This is a genomic window from Streptomyces marokkonensis, assembly GCF_008312835.1.
GTDB lineage: Bacteria > Actinomycetota > Actinomycetes > Streptomycetales > Streptomycetaceae > Streptomyces > Streptomyces marokkonensis_A.
In genome coordinates, this window is sequence record NZ_VSKS01000017.1 from 157,500 (window position 1) to 183,740 (window position 26,241).

Consider the following 26,241-nt stretch of genomic DNA (forward strand, 5'->3'; position numbering starts at 1 on the left):
TCAGCCAGAGCCTTCGAAGTGAACAAAGCCAGTGAGGTCAGGTGTCGGCGCATTCGTCGATGACGGCGCAGGCGAGGCGAATGCCGCCCAGGTAGCTGGAGATGCCGTCATCGCCGTGCATGTGGGGCGCGCCCTGGAACCACTGCGGCCACAGGCCGCCCTCCTGGAGGAAGTGGCCGGCCCGGTCGCCGTGCAGGACGGAGTCCGTGTACGCCAGGGCACCCATGGCTATCGGCTGGTCGTAGGCGAGGTCGGGCCGACGCAGGTAGCGATCCAGGTAAGCGGCGAGCAAGTCGGCGTCCCGTGCGGTGCCGAAACTCGCCAGCGCCACGCAGTAGGCCCCACCCGCGCAGCAGACCTCGCTCTCCAGCAACAGCGCTCCCAGACGCTCGCGGAAGTGGTCACGGCGCGAGACGGCCGCCAGCCACGCCGCGGTCCGCCGCTCTCGCCAGCTGCCTTCGAAGAGGACGGTGAGCTCGGCGTCGGAAGCAGCCTTCGCATCAGCGGCCAGGGCATGAACGAACGGCTCGTACTCCTCGCGCGGCATATGAAGTACCGCTCCGCCGAGCTTCAGGTAGCGGCGCGCGGGGGCGCAATACCGGCGGAAGAGGGCCTGCATCTCGGGGTCGTGGCGGATCACCACTCCATCCTCTCGCAACAAGCACGCAGCTGAGGGCGTGGGGCGGAATGCGCCTGCGGTGATCCCAGGACGGGAGGACGCCACCTGGGATCCGGGTCGGGTGAGCGGGGTTTCGGAAGCACGCAGCGTTACTGCTCCACAGAAGTTGAGCCAGAGCCGAAGAATGGGCAGCCTATGTTCACCGTTTCGGGGGGCGCCACGGCACACCGGACATTCGACCACTGAGTGAGTCGCTTGCCGCGGTCGGAGGCGACCGCCGGTACTTGCTCGCGGCGCGTTGATGCTCCACGACGGTGACAGGTGCCGCTCCCGCAACGAATGAGAAAACAGGCTGGCCGGCTGCCGGCGAGCTGCGAAGATGCCCCTGTTTCCCCATCGGAGGACATTTGTTCGTTTTCGTGTGTGCGGGGTGCGGCGCCGAGTTGACCACCTCGCTGTCCCGGGTCTCACTGCCGGTCCATGCCCGCCAGAAGTACGGAAACGGGGCCCAGCTTCCGGTGCTCATGGAGTCCGGGACGTTTGCCGTGGACCCGGACCCCTGGGGAGGGCCGTGGCGGATGTGGGATGAACTCAATCCGGGCGAGGCGGAGGCACGCGGCATCTACGCGCCGGTCTACGCCCTGTCGGACAGCACGCCCGGGGCAAGTGTCATGGCGCCCGGCGATATCCGCGGAACCCGGCTGATCCCTGAGAAGCGCGGCGGTGCCTGCTGCGGCCTCGACGGGGCCGACGGGCCCAACATGGCTTGTGAGGCATGCGACCTCCCCGTGGCGACCAGGATCGACGACTGCTCGCTCTGGCAGGCAGTGCGACTCAGCCCGGGCGCGGTGCACCGCGTCCCCGTCGACGGTATCCATCCTGCGCCCCTCTCCTGGGTGGAGCTGGCGGAGAAGGCGGAGAAAACGCCCCCGTTCGAGCCGATTGCCACGTGGGGAGGATGGCTGGGGGCGAACCACTACTGGTCGTGGAGTCCGCAGTGGGAGGCCGCGGCCGGCCAGGCGCTCGCCCACTTGCTGGTCGCCTCCCAAGGACAGCCGGTGCAGGCCCCCGACGGTCTGGCCGCGGACGTGTTCCAACGCGCGCTCGACGTCCTGCTGCCCGCAGGCACCCCGAAGCGGCGCGCCGTCCTGGCCGGACCGGGACACCCCTCCCCGGACGCGAGCGCCGACATCCTCCTCGTACCAGTCCATCCCCAGACAGGCCAGACCTGGACCCCCGCCGGCCCGACCGCGCCGGCATACCTGGTGCCGCTGCCGCTGGGGGTGTGGCTGTGGCTGGTCTCTCCCGAACCGAACTTGCCGCTTCCCCCGTCAGGCCGCATGGCCCAAGACATACTCCGCGACGACCCGCTCCCCCTGCTCCCCAACGACCTGTTCCGGGCCGACTGGGGAACATTCCAACACACCCTGGTCCGGCTACCAGCCGTGCGCAGCCCGTGGCTGCGCACGACCCTCGAGAACCTCACACAGAGCACCTCGGCCGGCCCTTTCTAAGGGCCGGCCCGCAAACGGTTCTTGGGTCGGCTTGGCGTGGCTGTTCGTTGCTGGCCGCCCACCGCCCGCCTTCCCGACGAGGGCAAGGTTGTGCACACGCGCGATGCCGAGCATGGCGTAGTGGACGCCGTCACCTTTGAAGCGACAGTCGCGGAGGATCTTCCAGGTTTTCCTCCGGGCGAAGCCGTGCTCGACTCGGGCGCGGACTTGCTTGTGGGACATGTTGGGGCTTCCTTCCAGCCGGGCAGGGCTTCGCCCTTGCGCCGCCTGTGGGGCATGACAAGTCCGGTACCGGGATAGCCACCGTCGGCGATGTGGTCTTACCGATGGCGACCTCGGCGCCGGATTCCTCCCACGCCTTGCAGTCGTTGCGGTTCCCGGGCAGGGGTCCGCCGACCGCGACGACGAGTCGGGTGTCGGCGTCGATGACGACCTGGTGGTTGGTGCGGTGGTCAGTGGTGAGCGAGTTCTCTTGGGAGTCGGTCCGTGGCCATGAAGACGCTGAGAGCGGTCCCCCACCCGGCGGAGAAGACGCTCAATAGCCGGAGCGGCTCAGCGGAAGAAGTCCTCTACACACCCCGCGCTGTCCCTGAACCAGGTCATCGCCCTGCGAGTGGCAGGCCCGTACACTCCATCGGCAGCCGTACCGTCCTTCCGCTGCGCAGCCTTCAGGGCGGTCTCAGTGGCTCCTCCGAAGTCCCCATCTACTTTGAGACCCGCGTTGTAACACAAGTTCAGGTTGGATTGCAGGGCCCGGACCGCGTTACTGTATGAGCCGCGTCCCATGGTGCAGTCGAGCGAGTTGGTTGACGCCGCCGGCAAGATGATGTTGTAAGCGTAGTACCACTTCGAACAATGCGGTGCTGCAGAAGCCGTACCCGCAGGAACGGCAACACCCGTGGCCGCCAACGCAGCGACGAGGACCAGGCTCTGAACCGTGCCGCGTATCTTCATGCTACCTCCATGGAAATAGAACTCTTCATGCGCATGACACTTGAAACGCGCCAGCCGCAAGAGACCTCTACCTTGCGGTTGGCTTTTCAGCTAAGACTCCTGGGTCGTTTCTGACTCCCCCGCAGCGCCCTGTTTCTGACTGGCGCCCTCTGACCTGCTGATGAACGGTTCAGAAACAGGCCCCCGTCAGGCGACGGGAGCACCCCCTTGTTACGTCATCCGATCGCCGTGACGCCCTGGTCAGGCCCAGCATTGAGCCGCAAAGACAGCACCGCCGCCGGGCAGCAGGGTGTCCTTCACCCACCCGGTCGAACCGTCGGAGTTGTTCCTGAGGTACGTCCAGCTCCCGTTCTCGCCCGACGCCCAGCAGTGATAGTCCAACTGATCCTGGTTGTCCGCCCAGCCCTTGATGCCGCACTGGGTGCTGGGACCGTAGCGCTCGTTCGCAGAGGTGCCCGCCGGCATCCTCGGCCAGCTGCTGCTGTCCTCGTCGGGAGGTGCCCCGCCACAGGCCGCCCTCGCCGACTCCGCATTGGCCGACGCCGTCCCCACGGCCGGCCCCGCTGGAACGATGAGCGCTCCGACCGCCAAGGCCGCCAGTACCGCCCGTCGTGCTACTCGCATGCCCCATCCCCTCGACGACTCCATCAACCACGGAACTGCGTGCCTCAGCCTGCGCCCATCAGGCCCACCAGCGCGACGTTTCATGCCACGATTCGAGCAGGTTCGAAGGGACGGCCACGGGACCGGCGCGACCGGACAGCGGGAGGGTCATGATCGAGCTCACCGTCGACGCCGCCGGGCTCGCCCACTCACGCTTCGCCATCTCGCCGTTGCACGAGGTCGTCGCCACGCTGCTGCCCTGGGGCCTGCAACCGGCCCCCGACGCCGATCCCTGGGTCGCCCGTGCACGACGCGTGCTGCGCCGGGCTCGGCTGCCGCTGCTGTCCGAACTGGCCCTGGACGGGCCCGGATACGTGCCCGACTTCCTCAACCCCTATCCGTCCGGACCCTCACCCACCGTGGAGGAGGAACTGGAGCAGGTCCGGTGCACCCCACCCGAGCGCGTTCTGAGCGAGCTGGAGGCGTTACGCGTCGGACGGCCGTGCAACGGCCTTTCTGGTTCCGAGCTTCCGGAGGGGGTGCGGCGGGCCATGGCGCGGGGCGGTGCGCACGTGGCCCGGCAAGCGGCGCAGGAGATGCGGCGTTACTGGGAGCTGGCCTTCGCCCCGCACTGGGAGGCCGCCAAGGCCGTCCTCGATGCGGAGATCAGCCGGTGCGCCGGAGTGCTGACCGGGCACGGAGCAGGGAGACTCTTCAACTCCTTGCATCCCGACATCAAGTGGGCCGAGGGAACTCTGCATGTCGAGAGCCGGTTGCGGATCGCGCTGCCGGTGTCCATGGTCGTTGTCGTGCCGTCAGTGGTCATGCCTCGGCCGGGCGTGGCCGTGGACCCCACTCGTGACGAGGACCGGCCCCCCATGCTCGTCTATCCCGTACGTGACAAGGCCATCGGCGGCGCTATCACCCCCGTAGCGCCTTCCGCCGAGATGGCCCAACTCCTCGGACCCACCCGCGCCGGACTGCTCGCCGCACTGACGCAACCGGCCTCCACCGCACAGCTGGCGGCACGTCACTTCCTCAGCCCCGCCACGGTCTCGTACCACCTCGGCGTCCTGCACCGGGCCGGCCTCGTCACCCGCACCCGCGCCGGCCGATCCGTGCTCTACCGCCGAACCCCCGAAGGATCCCGGCTGGCAAAGAGCCGATAGGTGGGGTGGGGCAAGGAGCCGACGGGCCCGGCCTGGCCCCTGACGGTGCGCCAGTCGTGACAGCGCCGGATGTCTCCCCCAGGCCCGCCAGAAGAGGAGCCCGATGAGGATTCCGACCACGGCCACGGCGGCGGCGAACCCTCCAGCGACGGCGAGGAACGTCGTCCGGTCGTCGTGGTCGCCGACGAACCGGGCGGCCGCCCCGAGCAGGGGCACGGCGACCAGCCCATAGAGGGCCCCGCGCGCCACCAGGTCCCGATCCGAAGCAGGGGTCGGATGATCGCGCCCTCGGTGCGCATACGCGGCACCGTAGCCCAGCCAATGGCGCCGGGATCACACCGCCTCCGACCGCCCCGGACTGCCCCTGTAACCCGAAACCCGACCCCGGCGAGGAAACCACCCACCGAAGCCGCACACCAACGTCCGGGCTGACACCGAACAGCGCCTTCGCCCCCCGCAGAGCGCGCCGGGCCTGCAGGAGTACGAGGAGTCGATGAGGCTGCGCCAGGCGGATTCGCCGGCGACGGCCATCGTCGGCGATCTCGACCTGCCGCGGAGCACAACGGCCTGCCGGGCCATCGCGAGGTTCGTGACCGAAGCCCATGCGATGGACTTGGACGCGGCCGATCCGGATATCGCGGTGGCCGACGTCCTCGGATGATCAAGGCGGCCTGGGAGGTCACCCGTCCCTCGTCACGCGCACGAGGAGCTGCTCCACCGGGCAGGGCAGAGGCGAGCCTGTGAGGTCTCACCGGTCCCGGGCGAGGGCGGTGTTCGTCCGCGTGCCCCGACGGACCCGCCACACGCAAGGCCTCTCCCCTTCACCCAGGGAAATGCACCCCAATGGCCCCGTTGCCGTCCTTCTGCTGAGCACGTCGCCACGGCCGCCATTAACGTTTCCGCCAGACGGAGGGCCCGTCATGAATGAACTCGGACGAGATGCGTCACCAGCAGGGTGAGCGTGACGAGGATTCCCGGTGATGCCGCGGGACTTCTCGTACGTTCTCGCCCACGGCCCCGGGAACCGCCCGGGTGTCCCTCCCCCCGTCAACCGACCGAACATGCCACCGTCCGGCTGCGTCGACTTCGGACGAAGCCTGGCGGCACTGACCCTGTTCATTCCCACAAACACGGAGGCGACCATGGGCTTCGCCGGCCGACCCTTCACATACTTCGCCGTTGCGGTTCTCGGCTGTTCTGCCGGGCTCACCCTCATCGGGCCCGCGTCGGCCGACGTGGTCCCCTCGGAGACCGCTCCGGCTGCGGCACCCCGCCCTGACGACGGCTCCTCGGCGAAGAGCCGCACCATCCACGTAGAAGCTCGGCTGCACGTCGGCGAAGAGCTCGATCTGGGGGCGACGGGCCGCAGTGTCGGCGACCAGTTCGTCTTCAGCGGGAACCTGACGTCGACCGAGGGACGCGAGGAACGCATCGTCGGGCGCATCGGTGGGTTCTGTGTCATCACAGACCTCGAACGCAACGCGGGACAGTGCGCGTCGACCGCGGTGCTGCCGGAAGGTCAGATCACCGTTCAGGGTGAGCAAGCCGGAATTCCCGTACCGGCTCCGGTCGTCAACGCGATCACCGGAGGCACCGGGGAGTTCCGTACGGCTCATGGTCAGGTGATGCAGCGGGTGTTGACGCCGGCGACCTGGCAACTCACGTTCGAACTCTCCGACGTGCGGCCTCACAAGCCCGAGGACGGTCGCGGCCCGGCCGAGGCGCCGACGCCCGTGAGTCCGTCCTTCCCCGGCAAGTAGCCGCGTCGAGTGGCCCCGACGCCGCCCGCGACGTGCTGACGGGAACAACCGTTGCAACCTCTGCACCAGGCATCGGACAGTCCCGTCACACGCCTTTCCTGGTCGTCCTTCCCGCTGAGGAAGTTCACCATCGCCAACTCCAACCACACCGTGCAGACCCGGGCCTTGCACGCCTACCAGCGCCGGCGCAACGCCAACGCCCGTCGCCGCGACGTCCTGGCCGCCGAGCGCAAGGAACCTGTCCGCATCCGAAGCGAGAAAGGCATCCGCTGGGGTGGCCGACCGATCTCAGCAGCAGCCTGCCCAGGCACCCCGACCGAACCTCTCCTCTGTGGCGGAGACGCCTGAGCCTATGCCCGGGGTGCGCCGTCCCAGCGCCATGTGGTGAGACGGGGGTGTCCGGGTAGTTCGGCGCGTCCGGTGGCCCACAAGAGGGTGGGCCAGGGATCCGCGGACGACGGCGCGTCCGGAAACAGCCGAGCGAGCACCCGAGAGCACAGATCGGCAGGCGGGCTCCACGCGAGACCGAGACCCTGTGCCAGGTCGTGCGTGTGCACCAGGGTCTCCACGATCCCCATCGCGGCAAAGCCCTCGGGGTCCGAGACGCCGAAGACATGGTGAGCGCGGGTCTGCGAAGGCGTCGTGCGCACCATGGCGACCAGCAGCGCGCCGCTCGCTTCCAGGACCTGTAGCAGGCCGACGGGCCCCGCCTTGCGGTTCGCATGAATGGCGTTCGCTGGGCCGCCGGGACGTCGACTCTCCCATACGAAGGGAACCTCGCCATCCAAGGGCGGCGTCTTGGGGCCCAGTTGCGCAGCGTAGGCGAAGAGGTCGTCGCTGAGGTGCTCAACGGTTTCCCAGCAGTCCCATTCCAGCGAACCGGCCTTGCCTTCCCACGCGGCTGGGGGCGCCTCGCGAAGGACTGCCACGGCGATTTGCACGGCAAGGTCGAGGTCGTCCGCGGTGACAGGGGGCTGAGACAGGGCAATTTCGGCTGATCGGGACATGGCAAAACCGTACCGCGGCCGGAGGGCGGCACCCGTCCTTTTCTGATCACCGGCCCGGGCAGCCCGGCGAAGGTTCGCGGTCACAGCACCAGCTAGGTACAGACCGGCTCAGTGGACTCATCGCCCTCGCCGCCGATCGCCGCAAGAAAGCCCTCAGGGTCGCTCTCCAGCGGCTGCCCCGCTGATGTCGGCCGATCCGGTCCGCGGTCGGCGCCTCGCCGCGTGCGGTCCGGCGCTCATGAGATGGACGACCACCCCCGCGTTCCCAACGGAGCCCTTGTGTGGTGTGTGCGTCCCCTCCAGCTACCGGTTGACGGACCGCATGCCTGCCTCGTCGTAGCGCTCACCGGCCGCCTCGGGCAGCTCCGCCTCGATGCGGGCCAAGTCGTCCTTGGTCAGGTCGATGTCGACGGCGGCGGCGTTCTGCTTCAGGTAGGTGCGGCGCTTGGTGCCCGGGATCGGCACCAGGTCCTCGCCCTGGGCCAGCACCCACGCGATGGCCAGCTGAGCCGGCGTCACGTCCTTCTCGGTGGCGATCTCCTTCACCTTCGCCGCCAACCGCAAGTTCGCCTCCAGATTGGCGTCCTGGAAGCGCGGGTTCTGGCGGCGCCAGTCGCTGGCGTCCAGGTCGTCGGGCGAGGTGAACCGCCCGGCGAGGAAGCCGCGGCCGAGGGGCGAGTACGGTACGAAGCCGATGCCCAGCTCCCGGCAGGCGGGCAGCACCTCGGCCTCTACGTCCCGCGACCACAGCGAGTACTCGCTCTGCACAGCCGTGACCGGGTGCACGGCGTGCGCACGCCGGATGGTCCGGGCGCTCGCCTCGCTCAGACCGATGTAGCGCACCTTGCCCTCGGCGACCAGTTCGCCCAGCGCGCCCACCGTCTCCTCGATGGGCACGTTCGGGTCGACCCGGTGCTGGTAGTACAGGTCGATGTGGTCGGTTCCCAGACGCTGCAGGGAGCCGTGGACGGAGCTGCGGACGTGTTCGGCCGACCCGTCCTGCGGGCCGACCGTGCTGATGTCGCCCGGTACGGCGTCGTCCATCCGGTAGTTGAACTTCGTCGCGATCACATACTCGTCGCGCCGCCCCCGGATCGCCTCGCCGACGAGGGACTCGTTGGTGAGCGGGCCGTACATCTGCGCGGTGTCGAGGAAGTTCACGCCGAGGTCGAGGGCGTGCCGGATCGTCGCGATGCCCTCCTTCTCGTCGGCGGTTCCGTAGAAGGACGACATGCCCATGCACCCCAGGCCGATGGCCGATACCTGCACTTCCCGCAGACTACGCTTCTGCATGTCGTGTTCCATCCTTCCCTGCACGCTTGATCGCCCTTTGGGCGACACGAAATGACCCGCCCGTTCAGGTACAGATGCCACCACCCGGCATCCCTGGCAGGAACGGGCGCTGAGACGGCCTCGTGCGCCGTTGTGTCCTCGACGCTATGACTTCGAGCTCACTCCATGGCAAGTGAGATGTGAGGAGGACCGGGCTCCTGGTCGGGCACCACACCCGTGTGACGCTCCAGGGCCTGGAGGAGACGAGCCTGAAACCGTTGGTCCTCGCGTGCGGGATGCGGCGCCCGGGGACCCCGGTGGTACCAGCAGCCGCCCGTGCGCGGGACGACGCCGCCGGCGACCGCCGGCCACGTCTGGGGTCCGGTGTCCGGCTGTCAGATCGTCCGGTGCGCCCGCCCTCCCATACGGGTGGGCACCCACCCGGGATCGACCGCCTGGCTGCTGGTTCCCTCCCAGGCGATATTGAGCGTGGTCACTTCCAGGTGGCGCATGCCTCCGGCGTGGAGGGCCGCCGCTGGGGACGGAGTGCGGTGGCCTGCATCCCCTGCGCGGTGTCAGGGCGAAACAGTGTGGAGAACAAGGACCGGAGAGGAGAGAGCGTGACCGACACGGGCGTGAGCCGGGGCGCAGTGCTGCCGAGAAGCGTGATGTCGAAGGCCGGTGATCACCGATGACGAGATGGACACCCCGGCCGGATGGCGGAAGGCCCTCAGGGAATCCCTGCTCCCACACCTGGACGGCGGACCCACCCCCGCTGAGTGAGACATGTGTGTCCTGCGCGGCGCACGAACGCGCACCGGCCGACCTGCTGCTGTGCCTGACCTGCGGCCACGTGGGCTGCAGCGACAGCTTTCGCGGTGCTCACGCCACGGCCCACTTCGACTCCAGTGCACACCCGGTGGCACGCACCCTGGCACGCGACCGGGAATGGGCCTGGTGCTACGAGGACGAGGTGTATCTGGACCCGCTGGAAGAGCCCGTGCCGCGTTTCACCCCGCGGACGCCCGAGTCGGTCTGGGACTACCCGCGGCCGCCCGTCATGCGGCAGGACGACCGTGACGTGCGGGTGGAGTGCGGCGGACAGGTGGTGGCCGAGACACGCAGGGCCGTCCGGGTACTGGAGACCAGCCATCCCCCCGTGTTCTACATCCCTCCGCAGGACGTCCGTACGGAGCTTCTGTTTCCGGCGGTCGCGGGCCGGACCTGGTGCGAATGGAAGGGGTCGGCCCGGTACTGGGACGTCATCGTGGGAAACGACGTGCGCGCTCGTGCCGCTTGGAGCTATCCCCGTCCCGAGCCCGGCTACGCACCCCTCGCCGACTTCTTCGCCTTCTACCCGAGCCGCATGGACCGCTGCACGGTCGACGGAGAGGAGGTCACGGCGCAGGAGGGGGACTTCTACGGCGGCTGGATCACCGCGGAGGTGCGGGGGCCGTTCAAGGGTGCCCCGGGCACCCAACTGTGGTGAGGCGGCGACAGTGAGAGCCGCTCAGTCGTGGATCGCGGTCGCCTCCACCTCGACCAAGACGTCGGGCTCGAACAGGGTCGTCGACCCCGATCAGTGAAGAGGGCGGATGCGGCAACGTCAGCCCGATATCCTCCGCCACCTGCCCGACCTCCGCCACGAACGCATCGATCTTGCGGGGGTCAGTAGCGTCGACTGGGCCTGGGCGAGGGAGGCCGCCGGGGCCGGGCCGACGCGCACGGCGACGTCACCGCCGCCGGACGCGACAACCGGTGCCGCTGTACCGGGCTGCAGCCCCGACAGGGCAATCCGCGCCTGCGCCGCCCTGGGCCACTTCGGGCGCACCGGCTTGGTCTGCGTCGGCTCCGCCTCATTGCCGGCGGGAAGGCCCCCGCCTGCTGGACGGGGACGTCCACGGGCGGCTTGGGCTTCGCCGCGTCAACCGCTGCCGTCGCTTCAGCGACCGGGCCGGCCAGCAACGAGGCCGCCATGGTCATGACCAGTGCCCACGGAGCGCTCTTGCGATGTCTGCGCGTAAGACGCACGAACCACCCCCACCGAGCGAGGCCGGGGCCTACCCCGGCGTAACGGTACAACGAACAGGCCGTGGCACTCCCCCGCCGGCTGCCGGCGACCGGCGAACAGCCCTACAAAACGGATGACGGTCCGCCTTCACACCCTCCTTACATCTGTGGCATGCATCACGTTTGCCTGCCAGACCGCACACGGTGTGTGGCCTGCACAGACACCCTGTGGCGCGCAGTGCGCAGGAAGTGGTTCAATCCTGCGTTGCATCACAGCGCGCACACATTCGTGTCCGCAGTAGCCCGAGGAGAGGTCCCGAAGTCACATGATGGGCGAGACGTTCGGCCTGAGCCGACGGCAGCTACTCAAACGGGGCGGTGCACTGACGGCCGGTGCCCTGACCGGATCCCTGGTCCTCAGCCAAGCGGCCACCGCGGCCGCCGCCGTACCCGCCTCCAAGCGCTTCGATCTCACCGACGACTCGGACCAGTGGTTCCGCGAGATCCTGCTGAGCGAGACACGGATCCTGCAGTCCTTCGGCTTCGACAACACCAACAAACACCTCTACACGGCCCAGTTGGTGCAAGGCGGGCGCATCCTGTCCGGGGAGAGCCGGGCCTACACCGGCACCGAGCGGTCCACCAACGGCGACCTGTGCATCACCCGCCTGGACTGGCGGGGATCCATCATCGGCCGCATGTACCTCAAGGGCTTCGGCCACGGCGTGTCGATCGGTGTGGAGCCCTCCGGCAACAGCGCCTACCTGTGGACCGAGACCGACTCCGTGCCCGACAGCCAGAACACCGGCTACGGAACGAAGATCGCACGCTTCAAGTTCGCCAACGGGGCCGTGCTCCAGCCGGATTCCTTCCAAGTCACTCGATTCGACCCGGTCCCCGGCTCCGACCACAACACCGCCGCAATCGATCCCGTCAACAACCGCCTGGCCGTCCGGCACCGCATCGGCGGCACCTGGAAGTACAGCCTGTACGACCTCGCCACCTTCAAGACCGGCACCTTCACCCCGCTGGCCACCATCACCCAGCCCGCCGTCCTGACCGGCCCCACCTTCCAGGGCTACACCAGCCTGGGCCAGTACCTGTACACCCTCGACGGCACCGCCTACACGTACGACGCGAACGGCAACCGGACCAGCACCAGCAACACCTACCTGACCTCCGTCGACTGGAACACCGGCACCGTCTACGAACGACGCCTCAGCAAGGCGGGCGAAAGCCTCTTCTACCGCGAACCCGAAGGACTGGCCGTCCAGATCCCCGACATCACGAACCCCGCGGCCGCCCGCCTCCACATCGGCTTCGGCTCCATGCAATCGCTGACCGAAACCGACAAGAAGGCCAGCTTCTACTACAAGGACCTCCTCGTCTGACACCGCACCTCGAGACCAACCTCCGCATCACCCGCAACCCCCGCCCACGCGTGACCCCGACACCCCGATGCCGGCCCTCAAGGCGCTCCATAGAGCTCGTAACACGATCATGGGCGGGCCTTCTTGAGGGGTCTCTCTAGCAGATGAGGCTACAGGCCAACGAGACGAAGGCATCGTGGAGTTCGGTTCGGCGTTCCCTACGGACGGCAAGGCGTTTGAACTGGTGGAGCAGGGCGAAGGTCTGCTCGACGACGTAGCGGAGCTTGCCCAAGCCCTTGATGTTCGGGGCGCCCTTGCGGGAGATGACCGGCAAGATCCGCCGCTTGCGCAGCTCTCGGCGGTTGGGGTTGGAGTCGTAGCCCTTGTCACCGAGGAGCGAGTCGGGGCGGCGGCGCGGGTGCCCGCGCCGTCCGGCCACGGGCGGGATGCCGTCGACCAGGGCGAGGGTCTGGGTGACGTCGTTGACGTTTGCCGCGGTGGTGATGACCTTGAGCGGGGTGCCGCGTCCGTCGTTCAGCTCGGCGAGCAGGATGCGGTGCAGTTGGTCGAAGACCCCGGCCTGCTGCCACCGCTCCAGGCGCCGCCAACAGGTCTGCCCGGAACCGAATCCCAGCTCCAGCGGCAGGAGTTGCCAGGCTGTGTCGTTGTGCAGGACGTACAGGATGCCCTGCAGACACAGCCGGTCCGCCACCGGCCGTGGGCCCGGCGACTTCTCCGGCCAGGGTGGCAGCAGCGGCTCGATCAGCGCCCACAAGTCGTCGTCCACGATCCATGGCCGGGTGCTCACATCCTCCCGAACGGCGGAATCGTCACATCGGTCACGCCGGACCAGGGCACTGCAACAAGATCAAGTTACGAGCTCGTAGGACACGGTCTGATACCGCAACAAAGTCTTCGGCGTGACTGGTTGCCAGGCTGTTCGCCGGCCTGGGCTTAGATGGGGATCCTGGTGATGTCAGGGCGTAACGGAGAGGCTAGCGAGGTGCCGCGAGTACGTCCCGGAGTACGTTCGCGAGCGTGACGCGGGCCAGCTCGCGTCTCACGGTCTCCTCGATGCCCTCGTAGATGCTCTGCATTGCCGGCTGGATGCCGTGACCCACCACGCATCCCTGGTCCGGGGTGGTGCGGTGCATTGCGAACAGCGGGCCGGGTTCCACTGCCTCGTACACGTCGAGCAGGGTCATCGACTCCAGCTCGCGTGCCAGCGACCAGCCCGCGCCCACGCCCCGCCGGGACTCCACGAGCCCGGCCCTGCGCAGCTCGCCGAGCAGCCGTCTGATCACCACGGGGTTGGTGTTCGCGCTGGTCGCGATCTGCTCGGAGGTGGCGACCTCATGGCCCTGGCGCTGATAGAGGCCGATCCAGGCCAGCGCGTGGGCCGCGATGGTCAGCCTGCTGTTGGCGCTCATGGACTCCTCCTCTCGGCCGCAACGCTTCATGTTACGACAGCTCAGTTGTAACAGGGAAGGTTGCAACTGGCGTGTCGTAACAACTAAGGTTTCGACTGCAGGAAGGGTCAATCAACGAGGTGAGAAGAATGAGCAAGCCACTCACGGGCAAGGTCGCCCTGGTCACCGGGGGGTCGCGCGGACTGGGAGCCGCGACCGTACGACTGCTGGCCGAGCAGGGCGCTGACGTCGCCTTCACCTACGTCAGCTCCGAGAAACAGGCGCAGGCCGTCGTCGACGAGGTGCACGGCAAGGGAGCCAAGGCCGTCGCCTTCCAGTCCGACCAGGCGGACACGAGCCGGGCGCCGGCGCTGGTCGACGACGTAGTCGCGCACTTCGGCGGCCTGGACATCCTCGTCAACAACGCGGCGATCTCCGTGGCCGGCACGGTGGACGACCCGGACGCCGACACCGCCGCACTGGACCGGATGCACGCCACCAACTACCTCGGCGTGATCTCCGTCATCCGGGCCGCCTCCCGAGTGCTGCGCACGGGCGGCCGCGTCATCACGGTGAGTTCCGGACTGGGCTCCCGGGTCGGCGCCCCCGGCCTTGCCGACTACGCGGCGACCAAGTCCGGGATCGAGAGGTACACCATGGGCGTCGCACGCGACCTCGGGCCCCGGAACATCACGGCCAACGTCGTAGAGGCCGGACTGATGGAGGGCGGTATGCAACCGCCGGACCCCGAGACCCTCAATGCCCTGGTCAGCTCGCTGTCCCTGCAACGCATGGGGCACCCCGACGAAATCGCCGCGGCGATCGCCTTCCTGGCGAGCCCCGCCGCGTCATACGTCACGGGCGCGGTGCTGGACGCCCACGGCGGCTACAACGCCTGAACCCGAACCCCTGCCGCGCACCCCGAAGGACATCGCGCCTTCGGGGCGCGCACCGCCAACGACCCGCGTGTGCGTGGACACGCCTCAAGAAGCCCGGATCGTGATCGTGTTACGAGCTCATAGACGATCTGCACCGCGGCTTTCCGTGCAAGGCCTCGCGGAGCACGACACCGGCCAGAAGCGGAAAGGCCAGTACGGCACAGTGCCGGGCCACGAAGGGCGGGCCCTTGCACTCCCGGTACACGCCCGCACGAGCTTGTGCGCGTTTTGGCGGTGAGCTGTGCCGGGGAACGCGCTGGGAGATGGCCCTGCCCTTGATCACTGTGGCTGACTCGGCGTCACACTGCTCCCTGCCGACCTTCTCCGCAAACGTGGTCAGATACTTCACCTGCGCGGCGTGGCTGACGAGCTCGTGCACGGTAGGCGGTGAGGCGTCAAGCTTCTGATCGTTGATCATGGTCGTGTGATGGGGAACGCATCTCGTGCAGCGATCATCGGCGACCGGAGGATCACGGGCCTGTCGGCCGATGTGATCGCTGAACTCGTGGTCGAGCTGGGCCCGTTGTGGCATGAACGGCACCAAGCCAAGCTGATGCCCCGGCAGCGGAAGCGCGCGATCGGTGCCGGCGCGAAGCACCGGCTGGTCTTCGTCGACCGGCTCTCGGCCACCCTCGCGCACCTCCGACACGGGGTCACGCGTGACGTGCTGGCCTGCTGATTCGGGATGGACCGCTCCACCGTCACCCGCGCCATCGAAAAAGTGCGGCCCCTGCTCGCCGAAACGCGGCTGCACCGTCAGCGCCGGAGTGCGGCTGCGGACCCTGGCCGAGGTCATCGGCCACCTCGACGCCAGCGGAAAGACCGGCATCATGGACGGCACCGAGATGCGGGTCCGTCGGCCGACCGCCGGACGCAAGGACCAGGACACGTTCATCTCCGGCAAGAGCAAGCAGAACGCCGTCAAAACCATGGTGGTCGCCGACGAGGACGAGCGGGTATGGGTTTCGCAGTCCGGCCAAGCCCGGAAGCTGCGTGGACATCACCCATGCCCGCCAGTCAGGGCTGGTCAAGCTCCTGGCCGACGGGCCCGCGGAGGAGAACCTCGCCGACGCCGGTTATCAGGGCTGGGTGCCCTGACCCGCCACCTCTGCCGCCGCGAGTACCTGAGTCACACCGTCCAGGCCGTCGCCGGACTGCTGTCTCACCAGCACACCGCGGATCTGGCCTCGGCACGGCAGATTGAACACGGAGCCAAGTCGAAGCCTTCGACGTCTCACGCCCACCGTGCACGAGCTCGTTGATTCTGTCTCTTTGGTCAGCGTCAGGCCCAGATGAGATCGCGAGCTTGTCCGTTCGTGTGGCCAGGCCGCGCCGCTGCTCGAGAGGATAGATGCACCGCTCGAGGGTGTCCGTCTGGGTGTGCGCGCGTAGGGACTGCGGGCGCCCTGGCTGTTCCCGACCCAGCGTCCCGGACGGCACTGACCAGCAGCCGGCTCGCGACCCGTCTGTCGTATATCGACCGCGACCAATGGTGGTGGCAGCTCGCCGCGGACCGGCATAAGGCAGGAATGACCGGTGCCATCGGACGCACCGAACCCATTCCGTACTCGGTATGCGCCCGTCCGTCCGGGACCTGCTGGCATTCAGCCGTGATCGAATCGAACTGATGAATCCGGCGCAACCGTGCGGATTTCGAACAGGATCGCCAGACCCCGCCCGCCCGCCAGACATCACCCACGCGCGTGAAGCGAGGAGGTGTTTCGTTCGAACGCGGACCCCCTTGGGGTGGGCATTTTGCGCATGTTCGATTTCTCGGCCGACCCCACCGAATAGACCCAACCCAGATTGGCCTCCACGAAAAATCCTATGTATGCCCATACTCTCGTCCTCTGTGGACGTCATTGCTCGTCGCTGGCGAGCAGCGATACGGACATCTGCGTGTGAGGTGTGATTCCGTCCTCTTCCCCCCTTTCCTGGAGAGTGAGATGCGCGTTGTCGTCACCGGTGGCGGCGGTTTCCTGGGGTCCCATCTGTGCGAGGCATTGCTGCGACGCGGCGATGCGGTGGTGTGCCTCGACGATTTCTCCACCGGCGTTCCGGAGAACGTCGCACACCTGCTGCCCGACCCGGCCTTCGAACTGCACCGCGTGGACGTGGGCGAGGGCGTGGACGTGGCGGGCCAGGTCGACGCCGTCGCCCATCTGGCCTCCCCGGCCTCCCCGCCCGACTACCTGCGCCGCCCGCTGGAGACGCTCGCGGTGGGCAGCCGCGGAACGGAGAACGCCCTGCGTCTGGCCCTCCGGCACGGCGCCCGGTTCATCCTCGCGTCGACCAGCGAGATCTACGGCGACCCGTTGGTCCACCCGCAGGAGGAGACGTACTGGGGCAACGTCAACTCCATTGGTCCGCGCAGCGTCTACGACGAGGCGAAGCGGTACGCGGAGGCGGTGTCGGCCGCCTACCACCGAGCACACGATCTCGACGTGGGGATCGCGCGGATCTTCAACACCTACGGGCCGCGGATGAGGCCGCACGACGGGCGTGTGGTGTCCAGCTTCATCACGCAGGCGCTGACCGGCGAACCGCTCACCATCTACGGCGACGGTGGCCAGACGCGCAGCTTCTGCTACGTCGACGACATGATCCGCGGCCTCCTCGCGCTCCTCGACTCCTCCGAGATGGGCCCGTTCAACCTCGGCAACCCGATCGAGCGCACCGTCCGCGAACTCGCCGAGACGGTGCTCGCGCTGACCGGTTCGGTATCCGAGGTGAACCACCACCCCCTGCCGGTCGACGACCCGGTCCGCCGGCGTCCGGTGATCACCCGGGCTCGTGAGGTGCTGGGCTGGACACCCGAGATCGAGCTCACCGAGGGCCTGAGCCGCACCATCGCCTACTTCGGCGCCCGCCCCGACCGGCTCGGCGTCTCGGCCGCGGCGATCCGCGGCGGCCAGGGCGACACGGTCCTGCCGGCCTCGGTGTCCGTCGCTCCCCAGGCCATCCCTGCCCCGTCCGGTGTCGGCATGCCGTCCGGGGCAGCCTCCGAACCGGCCGCCGCCAAAGGCTGAACCGGGCCGGCCTGCACGACGGGCCCGCGGACCGTGGGCGGTGCAGGCCACCGTGGCCGCACAGGCCGCCGTTAGGCCGGATCTGTCCCCATCAAAGCCCCCGTCCGTGTTCGCGGCTCCGGTGCCGTTCCCCCACCCCGCACGCCAACAGACCCCTGTCGCACCGCCTGGAGACCTGTCTGCCATGACGTCGTTGGAGCAAGGGCCCGTCCTGGAAGCCGGCACCAAGAAGGACTCCCCGCTCTCCCGCCCGGCCCCCGGTACGCCGCAGGAATGGGCCGTCCTCGGCCACGAGATCCGCGCCCTGTCGCAGGGCGCGGTCGCCTCCATCGGCCCCGACGGCCCCGTCCTCGCGCGTCCCCCACGCGGACTGACCTGCCGCCCTTCCTGTTTCCCTCGGGCGTTCTCTCGCTCCGACCGTCTTCTCGTCCTGCTGCTCTCCGTCGGCTGGGCGGCCTGCCTGGTCTGGTTCTGGGTGTGGTGGCTCCAGCCGAGCCACCGCCTCGGCTGGCCGGGCATGATCATCAACAGCGCGCTGCTGCTCTACCTGACCTACCTGCCGGTGCACTTCCTCGTCGCACTGATCCGGATGCGGCGCTTCGACCCGCAGGTCCCCGTCCCCGCGCTGCGCACCGCCTTCGTGGTCACGCGCGCCCCGTCCGAGGGCTGGGACATCGCCCGCACCACGCTTGAGGCGATGCTCGACCAGGACTTCCCGCACGACTACCACGTCTGGCTCTGCGACGAGGACCCCACCGCGGAGATCCTCGACTGGTGCCGGGCCCGCGGTGTCGGTGTCTCCTGCCGACGCGGCCACCCGGACTACCACCGCGCCGACTGGCCACGACGGACCCGGTGCAAGGAGGGCAACCTCGCCTACTTCTACGACCACTGGGGATACGAGCACTACGACGTGGTCGCCCAGCTCGACTGCGACCACGTCCCCGGGCGCCAGTACCTCGCGGAAGTGGTCCGACCGTTCGCTGACCCGGCCATCGGGTATGTCGCGGCACCCAGTGTCTGCGACTCCAACGCCTCTGGTTCCTGGGCGGCCCGGGGCCGGCTGCATCGCGAGGCCATCTTCCACGGGCCCGTGCAGCTCGGCCACTCCGCCGGTCTCGCTCCGGTGTGCATCGGCTCGCACTACGCGGTGCGCACGACGGCGTTGCGCGGCATCGGCGGTCTCGGCCCTGAGCTCGCGGAGGACTTCTCGACCACGTTCCTGCTCACCTCGGCGGGTTGGCAGGGCGCGTTCGCGATCGACGCGGAGGCCCACGGCGAAGGGCCCCTCACCTTCAGCGCCATGATCACCCAGGAGTTCCAGTGGTCCCGCAGCCTGGGTGTGATGCTCCTGGGCATGCTGCCGCGCCATCTGGGCCGGATGCCGCTGAAGCTCCGTATCCGCTTCTCAGCGGCGCTGATGTACTACCCGCTCCTCGCCACGGCCACCGTCCTGGGCATCCTGCTTCCGGCGGTCGCGGCAGTTACCGGAACCCCCTGGATCGACGTCAACTATCTGGAGTTTCTGGGCCACTTCTGGAGCATGTCGGTGTGGCTGATCCTGCTGACGCTCCTGTGCCGCCGCTGCGGCCTGATGCGCCCTGCGGACGCCCCTGTCCTGAGCTGGGAGATGTGGCTCTTCGCCCTCTCCCGCTGGCCCTACGTGGCCTGGGGCATGCTGGCCGCGGTGACGCAGAGGATCCGGCCCCGCCAGATCACGTTCAAGGTCACGCCGAAGAAGCGCGTCGGCCTGGAGCGCCTTCCGCTGCGGACCGTCGTCCCCTATCTGCTCACCACCCTGGTCCTGTCCGGGGCAGCCATCGTCGGTGAGTTCAGCGGCCCTGCCGTCGGCTACGTGTTCCTGTGCATCCTCGGCTCGGTCTCGTACGCGGCGGTGACCCTCGCGATCAGTGTGCTCCACATCAAGGAGACCGCGCGCGCCGCCGGAGTCCCCGCCTCGCGAGCCCTGAGCACGGCCGCGCTCCCGTTCACCGCCGGCGTGCTGTGCCTGCTCCCCCTGGCACTCGCCGCCGGCGTCTTCCCCACCTACTTCACCGGCTTCTACGCCTGGTGACGGCCTTCGCGACCGAAGGAGAAACGAGGTCCCCCATGGCCCGGACGATCCTGGTGACCGGTGGCGCCGGCTTCATCGGCAGTCACACCTGCGTGGAACTCCTCCGCGCCGGCGACGAAGTCGTCGTACTCGACGACCACTCCAACAGTTCCCCGGAGGCCCTCGAGCGCGTGGCGAAGATCGCGGGCCGCCCGATCGCCGCGGTCCACGTAGCCGACGTGCGTGACAGAAAGGCCCTGGACGCCGTCTTCGCGAGCCACCCGATCGACGCGGTGATCCACTTCGCCGCGAAGAAGGCCGTGGGTGAGTCGGTGCGCATTCCCCTGGCCTACTACGACATCAATGTCGGCGGCACCACGGCCCTGGTCTCCGCCATGCACGCGCACGGGGTGCACCGGCTCGTGTTCTCCTCCTCCTGCTCCGTCTACGGTGACGCCACGACCGTCCCGCTGACCGAGGAGTCCCCGACCGCGCCGACAAACCCGTACGCGACCACCAAGTGGACCTGCGAGCGGATCCTCTCGGACCTGTGCCGCCATGTGCCGGAACTGCGGGTACTGGCCCTGCGGTACTTCAACCCCGCCGGCGCCCACCGCACGGGACTGCTCGGCGAGGACCCGCGCGGGGTGCCGAACAACATCATGCCGTTCCTCACGCAGATCGCCGTGGGCCGCCGCGACGGCCTCAGCGTCTTCGGGGACGACTACCCGACGCCCGACGGCACCGGCATCCGCGACTACATCCACGTCGTCGACGTCGCGGAGGGGCACCGCACGGCCCTCGACCACATCGACGACGAACCCGGCATGCGGGTCTTCAACCTCGGCACCGGGCGCGGCGCCTCCGTCCTGGAGCTCGTGCGCGCCTTCGAGAAGGCGTCCGGCCGTCCGGTCCCGTACCGGGTCACCGCCCGCAGGCCCGGCGATGTCGCCGAGCTCGTCGCCGACCCGGCGAAGGTCATGGCGGCCTGGGGCTGGACCGCGCGGCGGGACCTTGCCGCGATCTGCCGCGACGCCTGGAACTTCCAGGAGCACAACCCGTACGGCTACGCCTCCTGACCCCACGTAACCAGCGAACGCGCTTGCCCGCGAGAGGAGTTACCCGCATGCGACTGACCGTCATCGGTACGGGCTACCTCGGAGCTGTGCACGCCGCGTGCATGGCCGCCATCGGACACGACGTCCTCGGAGTCGACACCGATACCGAGAAGATCACCGCCCTCGCCGAGGGCAGACCCCCCTTCTACGAACCGGGCCTGGACGAGGTCCTGACCCAGGGCCTGGCCTCCGGCAACCTACGCTTCACCACCCGTCTGAACGAAGCAGCCGCGCACGGCGAGGTCCACTTCATCTGCGTGGGCACCCCGCAGCAGGCCGGTTCCCGCGCGGCCGACCTGCGGTACGTTGACAGCGTCGTCAACGGCCTGGTGCCGCACCTGCGTTCCTCCTGCCTGGTGGTCGGCAAGTCCACGGTCCCGGTGGGCACGACGGAGCGCCTGACCGAGCACGTCGCGAACCTGGCGCCCCCAGGGGTACGGGCCGAGGTCGCATGGAACCCCGAGTTCCTGCGCGAGGGGTACGCCGTCGAGGACACGCTGCGGCCGGACCGGATCGTCACCGGCGTGAACAGCTCCCAGGCGGACGAGACACTCCGCCGCGTGTACGCGCCGATGCTGAGTGCGGGCGTCCCGTACATCAGCACCGACCCGAACACCGCCGAGCTGGTCAAAGTCGCGGCCAACTCCTTCCTCGCCACGAAGATCTCCTTCATCAACGCCATGGCGGAGGTCTGCGACGCCGCGGGCGCGGACGTGGTCACCCTCGCCGACGCCATCGGCCACGACACTCGGATCGGACGCCGGTTCCTCAACGCCGGGGTGGGCTTCGGCGGCGGATGCCTGCCCAAGGACATCCGGGCGTTCGCCGCCCGTGCCCAGGAACTCGGGGCCGGCCCCGCCGTAGCGTTCCTCGACCAGGTGGACGAGATCAACGGACGTCAGCGGACCCGGACCGTCGCCCTCGCCCGCCGGATGGCCGGCGGCGACCTCACCGGCCGCAGCGTCGCCGTCCTGGGCGCGACCTTCAAGCCGGACAGCGACGACGTACGCGACTCGCCCGCCCTGGCCATCGCGGCCGCGCTGCGCGAGGAGGGCGCCGACGTCCGGGTCCATGACCCCGAGGGCACCGCGAACGCGGCTCTGGCCCACCCGGAGCTGTACTGTGAGACAGATGTGCTGACGGCATGTCAGAACGCGGAGCTGGTGCTGCACCTCACCGAATGGGCCCAGTACCGTGAGCTGGACCCGGTGAAGCTGTCGCGGGTGGTCCGCGTGCCCGTCCTCATTGACGGGCGCAACGCCCTCGCGCATGACGAGTGGCGGTCCGCCGGCTGGACCGTCAAGGCGCTGGGGCGGTCCGCTCCCAGCCCGCGGCGGGTCCTCGCGGCCGCGGAGCCGGCACCGTCCAGGCTCGTCCCGCCCCCCGGTGCGAACAGCACCGCGCCGCCGTCGGCCGTCATGGCGTAACGGTGGGGCAGGGCGCTCACTTCGGCGTTTCAACGCCACTTTACTCTGGTTTTGTTGTGTTGTGTCCGTGTTGGGCACAGGGACGTCCCTAAGGGGTGCGCGTGAACGCGGTGAAACGGGGCCGTACGAAGCGGACCGTCATCGGGATGTCGGCCGCAGGGCTTCTGCTGGTGACAGGGTGCGAGGTACCGGGGGCGCCGGCGGTGTACCGGCCGGCGCGCCCGGCCGGCGGCGGCCCGTTCACCTTCTACGTGAGCCCGGACGGCGACGACAAGAACGACGGCATGTCGCCGGAGAAGCCCTGGCGCACCCTGGACCACGCCGACAGCGCGCGTCTCCAGCCCGGCGACCGCCTCAGACTGCGCGGGGGCGAGCGGTTCCGCGGCAGCATCACCTTGGAGGACGGGGAAGCGGGCAGCCCGGCCCGACCTGTCGTGATCGACTCGTACGGCGACGGCCGGGCCACCATCGCCCCGCGGGGCACGTCCGGCATCACCGTCCACAACACCGCCGGCGTCGAGATCAGGAACCTCGCACTGGTCGGTGACCGCAGGGCGCTGCGCGAAGGGGCGGGGATCGCCCTGCGCAACAGCCGTACCGGCGCCCGACGCCTCGACCACGTCTCCATCACCGGCGTGGACGCGAGGGGATTCCAGAACGGGATCAGCGTCGGCGCGGACAAGGACGCCGTCAGCGGCTTCAGCAATGTGCGGATCACGGACACGTCCGTGCACCACAACCTTGAGGCCGGACTCGTCTTCTACGGGCCCGAGTTCGACGCCGACCGGCCCGCCTACGCCAACACCGGGCTGCGGATCGACCGGGTCAAGGCGTACTCCAACACCGGTGACCCCCGCAACGACCGGCGTAACACCGGCAGCGGTATCGCACTGGGCAGTGTCAAGGACGCCAAGGTGACGCGTTCGGTGGCCCACGACAACGGCACGAGATCGGCCACGGACGCCGAGGAGGGCCCTGAGGGCATGTGGGCGTACGACTCCACACGGGTGGTCTTCGAGCGCAACAGGTCGTACCGCAACCGAACCGGATCGCGGGTGGACGGCGGAGGGTTCGGCCTGGACAACAACGTGTCCTCATCCGTCGTCCAGTACAACCTCGCGTACCAAAACGACGGACCGGGATTCCTCGTCTACTCCGGCAAGCCGACCGGCGCCCACAAGGACAACGTCCTCCGCTTCAACATTAGTTGGGACGACGCACGGAGACTGCCCGAGTACGGCGGCATCGTCGCCTACGGCACCCGCATGAAGGACCTGTCCATCTACCACAACACGGTGGTGATGCGGACCGACGGCCTTGCCTCCGCCGAGGCGGCGGGCCAACGGCCTCCGGCCCTGCGACTGCGCCACGGCATGCGCGACGTGCGCGTCCACAACAACCTCTTCGCCACCGACGGCGGCCCTCTGGTCGACTCCCAGTCGCCCTACGGTGCGAGCGTCCTCAGCCTTCAGGGCAACAACTACCACAGCAAGGGCAGTTGGTTGCTGGCGTGGGGGGCCGAGCGGTTCACGACCCTGGACGAGTGGCGGACCGCTTCCGGGCAGGAGGCACGCAGCGGCGTTCCGACCGGATCGAGCCACGACCCATGCCTGCGAGGGCTGGAGATCCCCGGCGTCGGCCGAATCAGCGCAGAGAATGTGGTACCGCGCTGCCGGGATACGATGCCGGTCGGGCTCGGCTCCCGGGCGCTGGACGCCGACCCGGGCCCAGTGGACTACTTCGGCAAACGACTGCCGAAAACTCTGACGGCCGGGGCCGCGCAGCCTGACTGACCGTTCTCAGTCCGGTCGTACGCTCGATCTGGTTCGAACGGCGTCCTGGATCGGGCGACGTGTTGACTGGTGGGGCATAGAGGAAGGGCTCCCTGGTAGCTCGCGGTTGTCGAGTCCAGCGAGGAGCAAGAGGCCCTGTTGTCGAAGTGTCGCGTGGTGAGGGTTGCCGGGTCCAGTCCGTCCGCTCCTGGGTGTGACTGTCTCGCCCATCGGTTCGGGAACGCGGCCGACCGGCCAGAGCGCCGACCCCGGTACGGCTCGGACATGAGCGATACGGAGTGGGCACGTGCGGGATCTGCTGCCGGTGCCCGGACGGCTTGAGGGCCGGGGCGGCAGGCCGGAGGGCTACTGCCACGGGCAGATGATCGACCAATGCCGCGAAGTTAAGGCCCCGATGGCAATGTCAAGGGGTTCGTGAGATGTGGCAGGGCCTCTGCTATCCAGGGGATCGACCAAGATCTTCCTGAGAGAGCAGAGGCCCTGTGGCCCAGTTTGTCACGGGCGGCACGCCTGACGTGTTCGCGCCCGGTCACATCGGCGAGTTAACCCAAGTCATCCCACCGGAGCTGGTGGATGCGGTGGTGGAGGAGACCGGAGCCCGCGAGAAACGATTGCGGAGTCTGCCATCCCGAGTCGGGGTCTACTTCGTCCTGGCTCTCGGCCTGTTCGAGCATTTGGGTGCCCAGCTGGTGTGGGACAAACTCGTAGCAGGGCTGAGCGGCAACGTGCCACGGCCGTCCGAGAAGGCACTTCGTGATCTGCGCCGGCGGGTGGGCGTCGCCCCTCTGCAGCGGCTCTTCGACGTGCTGGCGGGCCCGCTGGCCCAGCCCTCCACCCCTGGAGTGCGCTACCGCCGTTGGCGCACGGTCGCATTCGACGGATGCGGAAGCCTGTCGGTCCCCGACCACGAGCGCAACAGGTCCTGGCTCGGCAGGACGGTACGACGCCATGGCCCGGCGGGATACCCCCGGCTGATGCTGATGACGCTGTGCGAGACAGGCACCCGCGGCCTGATCGCAGCAACCTTCGGCCCCGCCGTCAAAGCCGAGAGCGACTACGCCCGGGGACTGACCGGCCACCTCACCCCGGACATGCTCCTTCTGGCAGACCGCGCATTCGACGGCAACGAGCTCCTGGCCGCCATCACACGACAGGGCGCGCAGTTTCTGGTGCGTTGCACCAGTGCACGGCGCCCACCGGTGCTGGCCCTACTGCCTGACGGCTCGTACCTCACCCGCATCGGCAGCCTCTCGCTGCGAGTGATCGAGGCCGAGGTGCAAGCACGCACCGTCGACGGCGGCACTTTCGGTGACACCTACCGCCTGCTGACAACACTCACCGACCATCGCACAGACCCCGCCGCCCGCTTGATGCGCCTCTACCACGAACGCTGGGAGATCGAGACCGCCTACCTGGCACTGCGCCACACCCTCCTTCAAGGCCGGGTGCTGCGTTCGAAGGACCCGGCAGGTCTCTGCCAGGAAGTGTGGGGACTGCTCACCCTCTACCAGGCACTGCGCTCGATCATGGTGACCGCGGTGGAGACCGAACCTGGCTGTGACCCCGACCGGGCCGGCTTCACCGCCGCCCTGGAGGCAGCCCGCGACACCGTCGTCAGCCTCACCGGAATACTTCCAACAACCGGACCGTACAACTACTCCGACCTGGTCGGACACATCGGCACCCGCATCCTGCGCACGCTCCTTCCCAGACGCCGGATGCGGCTTTCCACCCGCATCGTCAAGAGCGGAATCTCCCGCTACCACACCTGGAATCGCGACGGACGCCCCCGCGACAGCACACCGATCAGCGCTATCGAGATCACCGTCCACCCGCCGGCCCTTCCCGGCACACAGGCCCCCAGCCAGACGACCTCCAGGCGTTGGGACCAGGTCTGCCGGATCCTGGCGGCGAATGCGAATCAAGCCATGCATACCCGAGACATCGCACGCCGCCTCGGCCTCACCACCACACCGTCCATCAAGAGCCTCACAGCACAACTCTGCTACTGGACCCGCAACAACCGACTCATCCGCACAGCCCCCTGCACCTACAAGATCCCGCTCGCCGAACCCTTGACAGCACCATCGGGGCCTTAACTTCGCGGCATTGGATGATCGACGCGGTGCGTTACCTCGTCGACAACGGCATCAAGTGGCGGGCGATGCCGTCCGACTTCCCGCCCTGCCGCGCGTT

General features: G+C 68.6%; 21 protein-coding genes and 4 pseudogenes. 14 read left to right on the forward strand and 11 right to left on the reverse strand.

Features of this window, described 5'->3' with window-relative positions:
* Positions 1-37: 37 nt before the first annotated feature.
* Positions 38-640, reverse strand: coding sequence for a DUF6000 family protein (locus F1615_RS26285; protein ID WP_244328856.1), 603 nt, complete (start codon positions 638-640; stop codon positions 38-40).
* A 386-nt stretch (positions 641-1,026) separates the two neighbouring features.
* Here F1615_RS26285 and F1615_RS26290 point away from each other — a divergent pair, with 386 nt between their 5' ends.
* Complete coding sequence (locus F1615_RS26290; RefSeq protein WP_149551535.1) at positions 1,027-2,133, forward strand: hypothetical protein; 1,107 nt, start codon at positions 1,027-1,029, stop codon at positions 2,131-2,133.
* A gap of 72 nt (positions 2,134-2,205) precedes the next feature.
* On the opposite strand, the pseudogene F1615_RS26295 reads toward F1615_RS26290, so the two are convergent.
* The 3 genes and pseudogenes from F1615_RS26295 to F1615_RS26305 form a co-directional block, all read right to left on the reverse strand.
* A pseudogene (locus F1615_RS26295) lies at positions 2,206-2,581 on the reverse strand (transposase); the annotation flags it as partial.
* Between the two features lie 104 nt (positions 2,582-2,685).
* Positions 2,686-3,087 carry a peptidoglycan-binding domain-containing protein gene (locus F1615_RS37170; RefSeq protein ID WP_149551536.1) on the reverse strand — a complete coding sequence of 134 codons (402 nt, stop codon included), beginning with the start codon at positions 3,085-3,087 and terminating at the stop codon, positions 2,686-2,688.
* Positions 3,088-3,327: 240 nt separating this feature from the next.
* Positions 3,328-3,711 (reverse strand): SH3 domain-containing protein, encoded by a 384-nt coding sequence (locus F1615_RS26305; RefSeq protein WP_167533857.1) that lies wholly within the window; start codon positions 3,709-3,711, stop codon positions 3,328-3,330.
* Positions 3,712-3,860: 149 nt separating this feature from the next.
* On the opposite strand from F1615_RS26305, the gene F1615_RS26310 reads away from it, so the two are divergent.
* Positions 3,861-4,859 (forward strand): ArsR/SmtB family transcription factor, encoded by a 999-nt coding sequence (locus tag F1615_RS26310; RefSeq protein WP_149551537.1) that lies wholly within the window; start codon positions 3,861-3,863, stop codon positions 4,857-4,859.
* A gap of 93 nt (positions 4,860-4,952) precedes the next feature.
* Here F1615_RS26310 and F1615_RS37175 read toward each other — a convergent pair.
* Positions 4,953-5,108 (reverse strand): annotated as a pseudogene (locus F1615_RS37175) (DUF6336 family protein); the annotation flags it as partial.
* Between the two features lie 244 nt (positions 5,109-5,352).
* Between F1615_RS37175 and F1615_RS35720 the strand changes: the two are divergent.
* The 3 genes and pseudogenes from F1615_RS35720 to F1615_RS36480 all read left to right on the forward strand — a co-directional run.
* Positions 5,353-5,520 carry a hypothetical protein gene (locus F1615_RS35720; protein ID WP_167533858.1) on the forward strand — a complete coding sequence of 56 codons (168 nt, stop codon included), beginning with the start codon at positions 5,353-5,355 and terminating at the stop codon, positions 5,518-5,520.
* Positions 5,521-6,001: 481 nt separating this feature from the next.
* Positions 6,002-6,619 (forward strand): dirigent protein, encoded by a 618-nt coding sequence (locus F1615_RS26315; protein WP_149551538.1) that lies wholly within the window; start codon positions 6,002-6,004, stop codon positions 6,617-6,619.
* A gap of 111 nt (positions 6,620-6,730) precedes the next feature.
* Positions 6,731-6,967, forward strand: a pseudogene (locus tag F1615_RS36480) (hypothetical protein); the annotation flags it as partial.
* Between the two features lie 2 nt (positions 6,968-6,969).
* Here F1615_RS36480 and F1615_RS26325 read toward each other — a convergent pair.
* Positions 6,970-7,626, reverse strand: coding sequence for a hypothetical protein (locus tag F1615_RS26325; protein WP_149551539.1), 657 nt, complete (start codon positions 7,624-7,626; stop codon positions 6,970-6,972).
* Positions 7,627-7,929: 303 nt separating this feature from the next.
* On the reverse strand, positions 7,930-8,919 hold the full coding sequence (locus F1615_RS26330; RefSeq protein WP_149551540.1) for an aldo/keto reductase: 990 nt from the start codon (positions 8,917-8,919) through the stop codon (positions 7,930-7,932).
* Between the two features lie 769 nt (positions 8,920-9,688).
* Between F1615_RS26330 and F1615_RS36990 the strand changes: the two genes are divergently transcribed.
* Entirely contained in the window at positions 9,689-10,387 is a 699-nt protein-coding gene (locus F1615_RS36990) for a DUF427 domain-containing protein (RefSeq protein WP_341873463.1), read from the forward strand.
* Between the two features lie 21 nt (positions 10,388-10,408).
* Here the strand turns inward: F1615_RS36990 and F1615_RS36995 are convergent.
* A pseudogene (locus F1615_RS36995) lies at positions 10,409-10,565 on the reverse strand (RidA family protein); the annotation flags it as partial.
* A gap of 669 nt (positions 10,566-11,234) precedes the next feature.
* Between F1615_RS36995 and F1615_RS26350 the strand changes: the two are divergent.
* A complete protein-coding gene (locus F1615_RS26350; protein ID WP_149551542.1) occupies positions 11,235-12,299 on the forward strand; it encodes a twin-arginine translocation signal domain-containing protein in 1,065 nt (354 codons plus the stop codon).
* 136 nt (positions 12,300-12,435) lie between these two features.
* On the opposite strand, the gene F1615_RS26355 is transcribed toward F1615_RS26350, so the two are convergent.
* Both F1615_RS26355 and F1615_RS26360 read right to left on the reverse strand, forming a co-directional pair.
* Complete coding sequence (locus F1615_RS26355; RefSeq protein WP_425385660.1) at positions 12,436-13,068, reverse strand: transposase; 633 nt, start codon at positions 13,066-13,068, stop codon at positions 12,436-12,438.
* 205 nt (positions 13,069-13,273) lie between these two features.
* Positions 13,274-13,708: an Rrf2 family transcriptional regulator gene (locus tag F1615_RS26360; protein ID WP_149551544.1), complete on the reverse strand. Its 435-nt coding sequence runs from the start codon at positions 13,706-13,708 to the stop codon at positions 13,274-13,276.
* Positions 13,709-13,836: 128 nt separating this feature from the next.
* Here F1615_RS26360 and F1615_RS26365 point away from each other — a divergent pair, with 128 nt between their 5' ends.
* Positions 13,837-14,586, forward strand: coding sequence for an SDR family NAD(P)-dependent oxidoreductase (locus tag F1615_RS26365; RefSeq protein WP_149551545.1), 750 nt, complete (start codon positions 13,837-13,839; stop codon positions 14,584-14,586).
* Positions 14,587-14,695: 109 nt separating this feature from the next.
* On the opposite strand, the gene F1615_RS36485 is transcribed toward F1615_RS26365, so the two are convergent.
* The gene (locus F1615_RS36485) at positions 14,696-15,421 is read right to left on the reverse strand and encodes a hypothetical protein (RefSeq protein ID WP_244328857.1); all 726 of its coding nucleotides are present in this window, start codon (positions 15,419-15,421) and stop codon (positions 14,696-14,698) included.
* Positions 15,422-16,571: 1,150 nt separating this feature from the next.
* On the opposite strand from F1615_RS36485, the gene F1615_RS26380 reads away from it, so the two are divergent.
* The 6 genes from F1615_RS26380 to F1615_RS26415 all read left to right on the forward strand — a co-directional run bounded on the left by F1615_RS26380 (position 16,572) and on the right by F1615_RS26415 (position 26,144).
* A complete protein-coding gene (locus tag F1615_RS26380) occupies positions 16,572-17,654 on the forward strand; it encodes a UDP-glucuronic acid decarboxylase family protein (protein WP_149551547.1) in 1,083 nt (360 codons plus the stop codon).
* Between the two features lie 184 nt (positions 17,655-17,838).
* Entirely contained in the window at positions 17,839-19,728 is a 1,890-nt protein-coding gene (locus F1615_RS26385) for a glycosyltransferase family 2 protein (RefSeq protein WP_149551548.1), read from the forward strand.
* A gap of 35 nt (positions 19,729-19,763) precedes the next feature.
* Entirely contained in the window at positions 19,764-20,786 is a 1,023-nt protein-coding gene (gene galE, locus F1615_RS26390) for a UDP-glucose 4-epimerase GalE (protein WP_208818413.1), read from the forward strand.
* A 47-nt stretch (positions 20,787-20,833) separates the two neighbouring features.
* Positions 20,834-22,252, forward strand: coding sequence for a UDP-glucose dehydrogenase family protein (locus tag F1615_RS26395; protein WP_149551549.1), 1,419 nt, complete (start codon positions 20,834-20,836; stop codon positions 22,250-22,252).
* A 101-nt stretch (positions 22,253-22,353) separates the two neighbouring features.
* Positions 22,354-24,045, forward strand: a complete 1,692-nt coding sequence (locus F1615_RS26400) for a right-handed parallel beta-helix repeat-containing protein (RefSeq protein WP_244328858.1) — start codon at positions 22,354-22,356, stop codon at positions 24,043-24,045.
* A gap of 482 nt (positions 24,046-24,527) precedes the next feature.
* Entirely contained in the window at positions 24,528-26,144 is a 1,617-nt protein-coding gene (locus tag F1615_RS26415) for an IS4 family transposase (protein WP_244328859.1), read from the forward strand.
* Positions 26,145-26,241 lie beyond the last annotated feature (97 nt).

What these genes read in the sequence shown, in the direction of transcription:
- F1615_RS37170 (WP_149551536.1), bottom strand. Translation starts at nt 3,087, where the DNA reads ATGAAGATACGCGGCACGGTTCAGAGCCTGGTCCTCGTCGCTGCGTTG.
- F1615_RS26305 (WP_167533857.1), bottom strand. Translation starts at nt 3,711, where the DNA reads ATGCGAGTAGCACGACGGGCGGTACTGGCGGCCTTGGCGGTCGGAGCG.
- F1615_RS26310 (WP_149551537.1), top strand. Translation starts at nt 3,861, where the DNA reads ATGATCGAGCTCACCGTCGACGCCGCCGGGCTCGCCCACTCACGCTTC.
- F1615_RS35720 (WP_167533858.1), top strand. Translation starts at nt 5,353, where the DNA reads ATGAGGCTGCGCCAGGCGGATTCGCCGGCGACGGCCATCGTCGGCGAT.
- F1615_RS26315 (WP_149551538.1), top strand. Translation starts at nt 6,002, where the DNA reads ATGGGCTTCGCCGGCCGACCCTTCACATACTTCGCCGTTGCGGTTCTC.
- F1615_RS26325 (WP_149551539.1), bottom strand. Translation starts at nt 7,626, where the DNA reads ATGTCCCGATCAGCCGAAATTGCCCTGTCTCAGCCCCCTGTCACCGCG.
- F1615_RS26330 (WP_149551540.1), bottom strand. Translation starts at nt 8,919, where the DNA reads ATGCAGAAGCGTAGTCTGCGGGAAGTGCAGGTATCGGCCATCGGCCTG.
- F1615_RS26350 (WP_149551542.1), top strand. Translation starts at nt 11,235, where the DNA reads ATGATGGGCGAGACGTTCGGCCTGAGCCGACGGCAGCTACTCAAACGG.
- F1615_RS26360 (WP_149551544.1), bottom strand. Translation starts at nt 13,708, where the DNA reads ATGAGCGCCAACAGCAGGCTGACCATCGCGGCCCACGCGCTGGCCTGG.
- F1615_RS26365 (WP_149551545.1), top strand. Translation starts at nt 13,837, where the DNA reads ATGAGCAAGCCACTCACGGGCAAGGTCGCCCTGGTCACCGGGGGGTCG.
- F1615_RS36485 (WP_244328857.1), bottom strand. Translation starts at nt 15,421, where the DNA reads ATGACCTCGGCCAGGGTCCGCAGCCGCACTCCGGCGCTGACGGTGCAG.
- F1615_RS26380 (WP_149551547.1), top strand. Translation starts at nt 16,572, where the DNA reads ATGCGCGTTGTCGTCACCGGTGGCGGCGGTTTCCTGGGGTCCCATCTG.
- F1615_RS26385 (WP_149551548.1), top strand. Translation starts at nt 17,839, where the DNA reads ATGACGTCGTTGGAGCAAGGGCCCGTCCTGGAAGCCGGCACCAAGAAG.
- galE (WP_208818413.1), top strand. Translation starts at nt 19,764, where the DNA reads ATGGCCCGGACGATCCTGGTGACCGGTGGCGCCGGCTTCATCGGCAGT.
- F1615_RS26395 (WP_149551549.1), top strand. Translation starts at nt 20,834, where the DNA reads ATGCGACTGACCGTCATCGGTACGGGCTACCTCGGAGCTGTGCACGCC.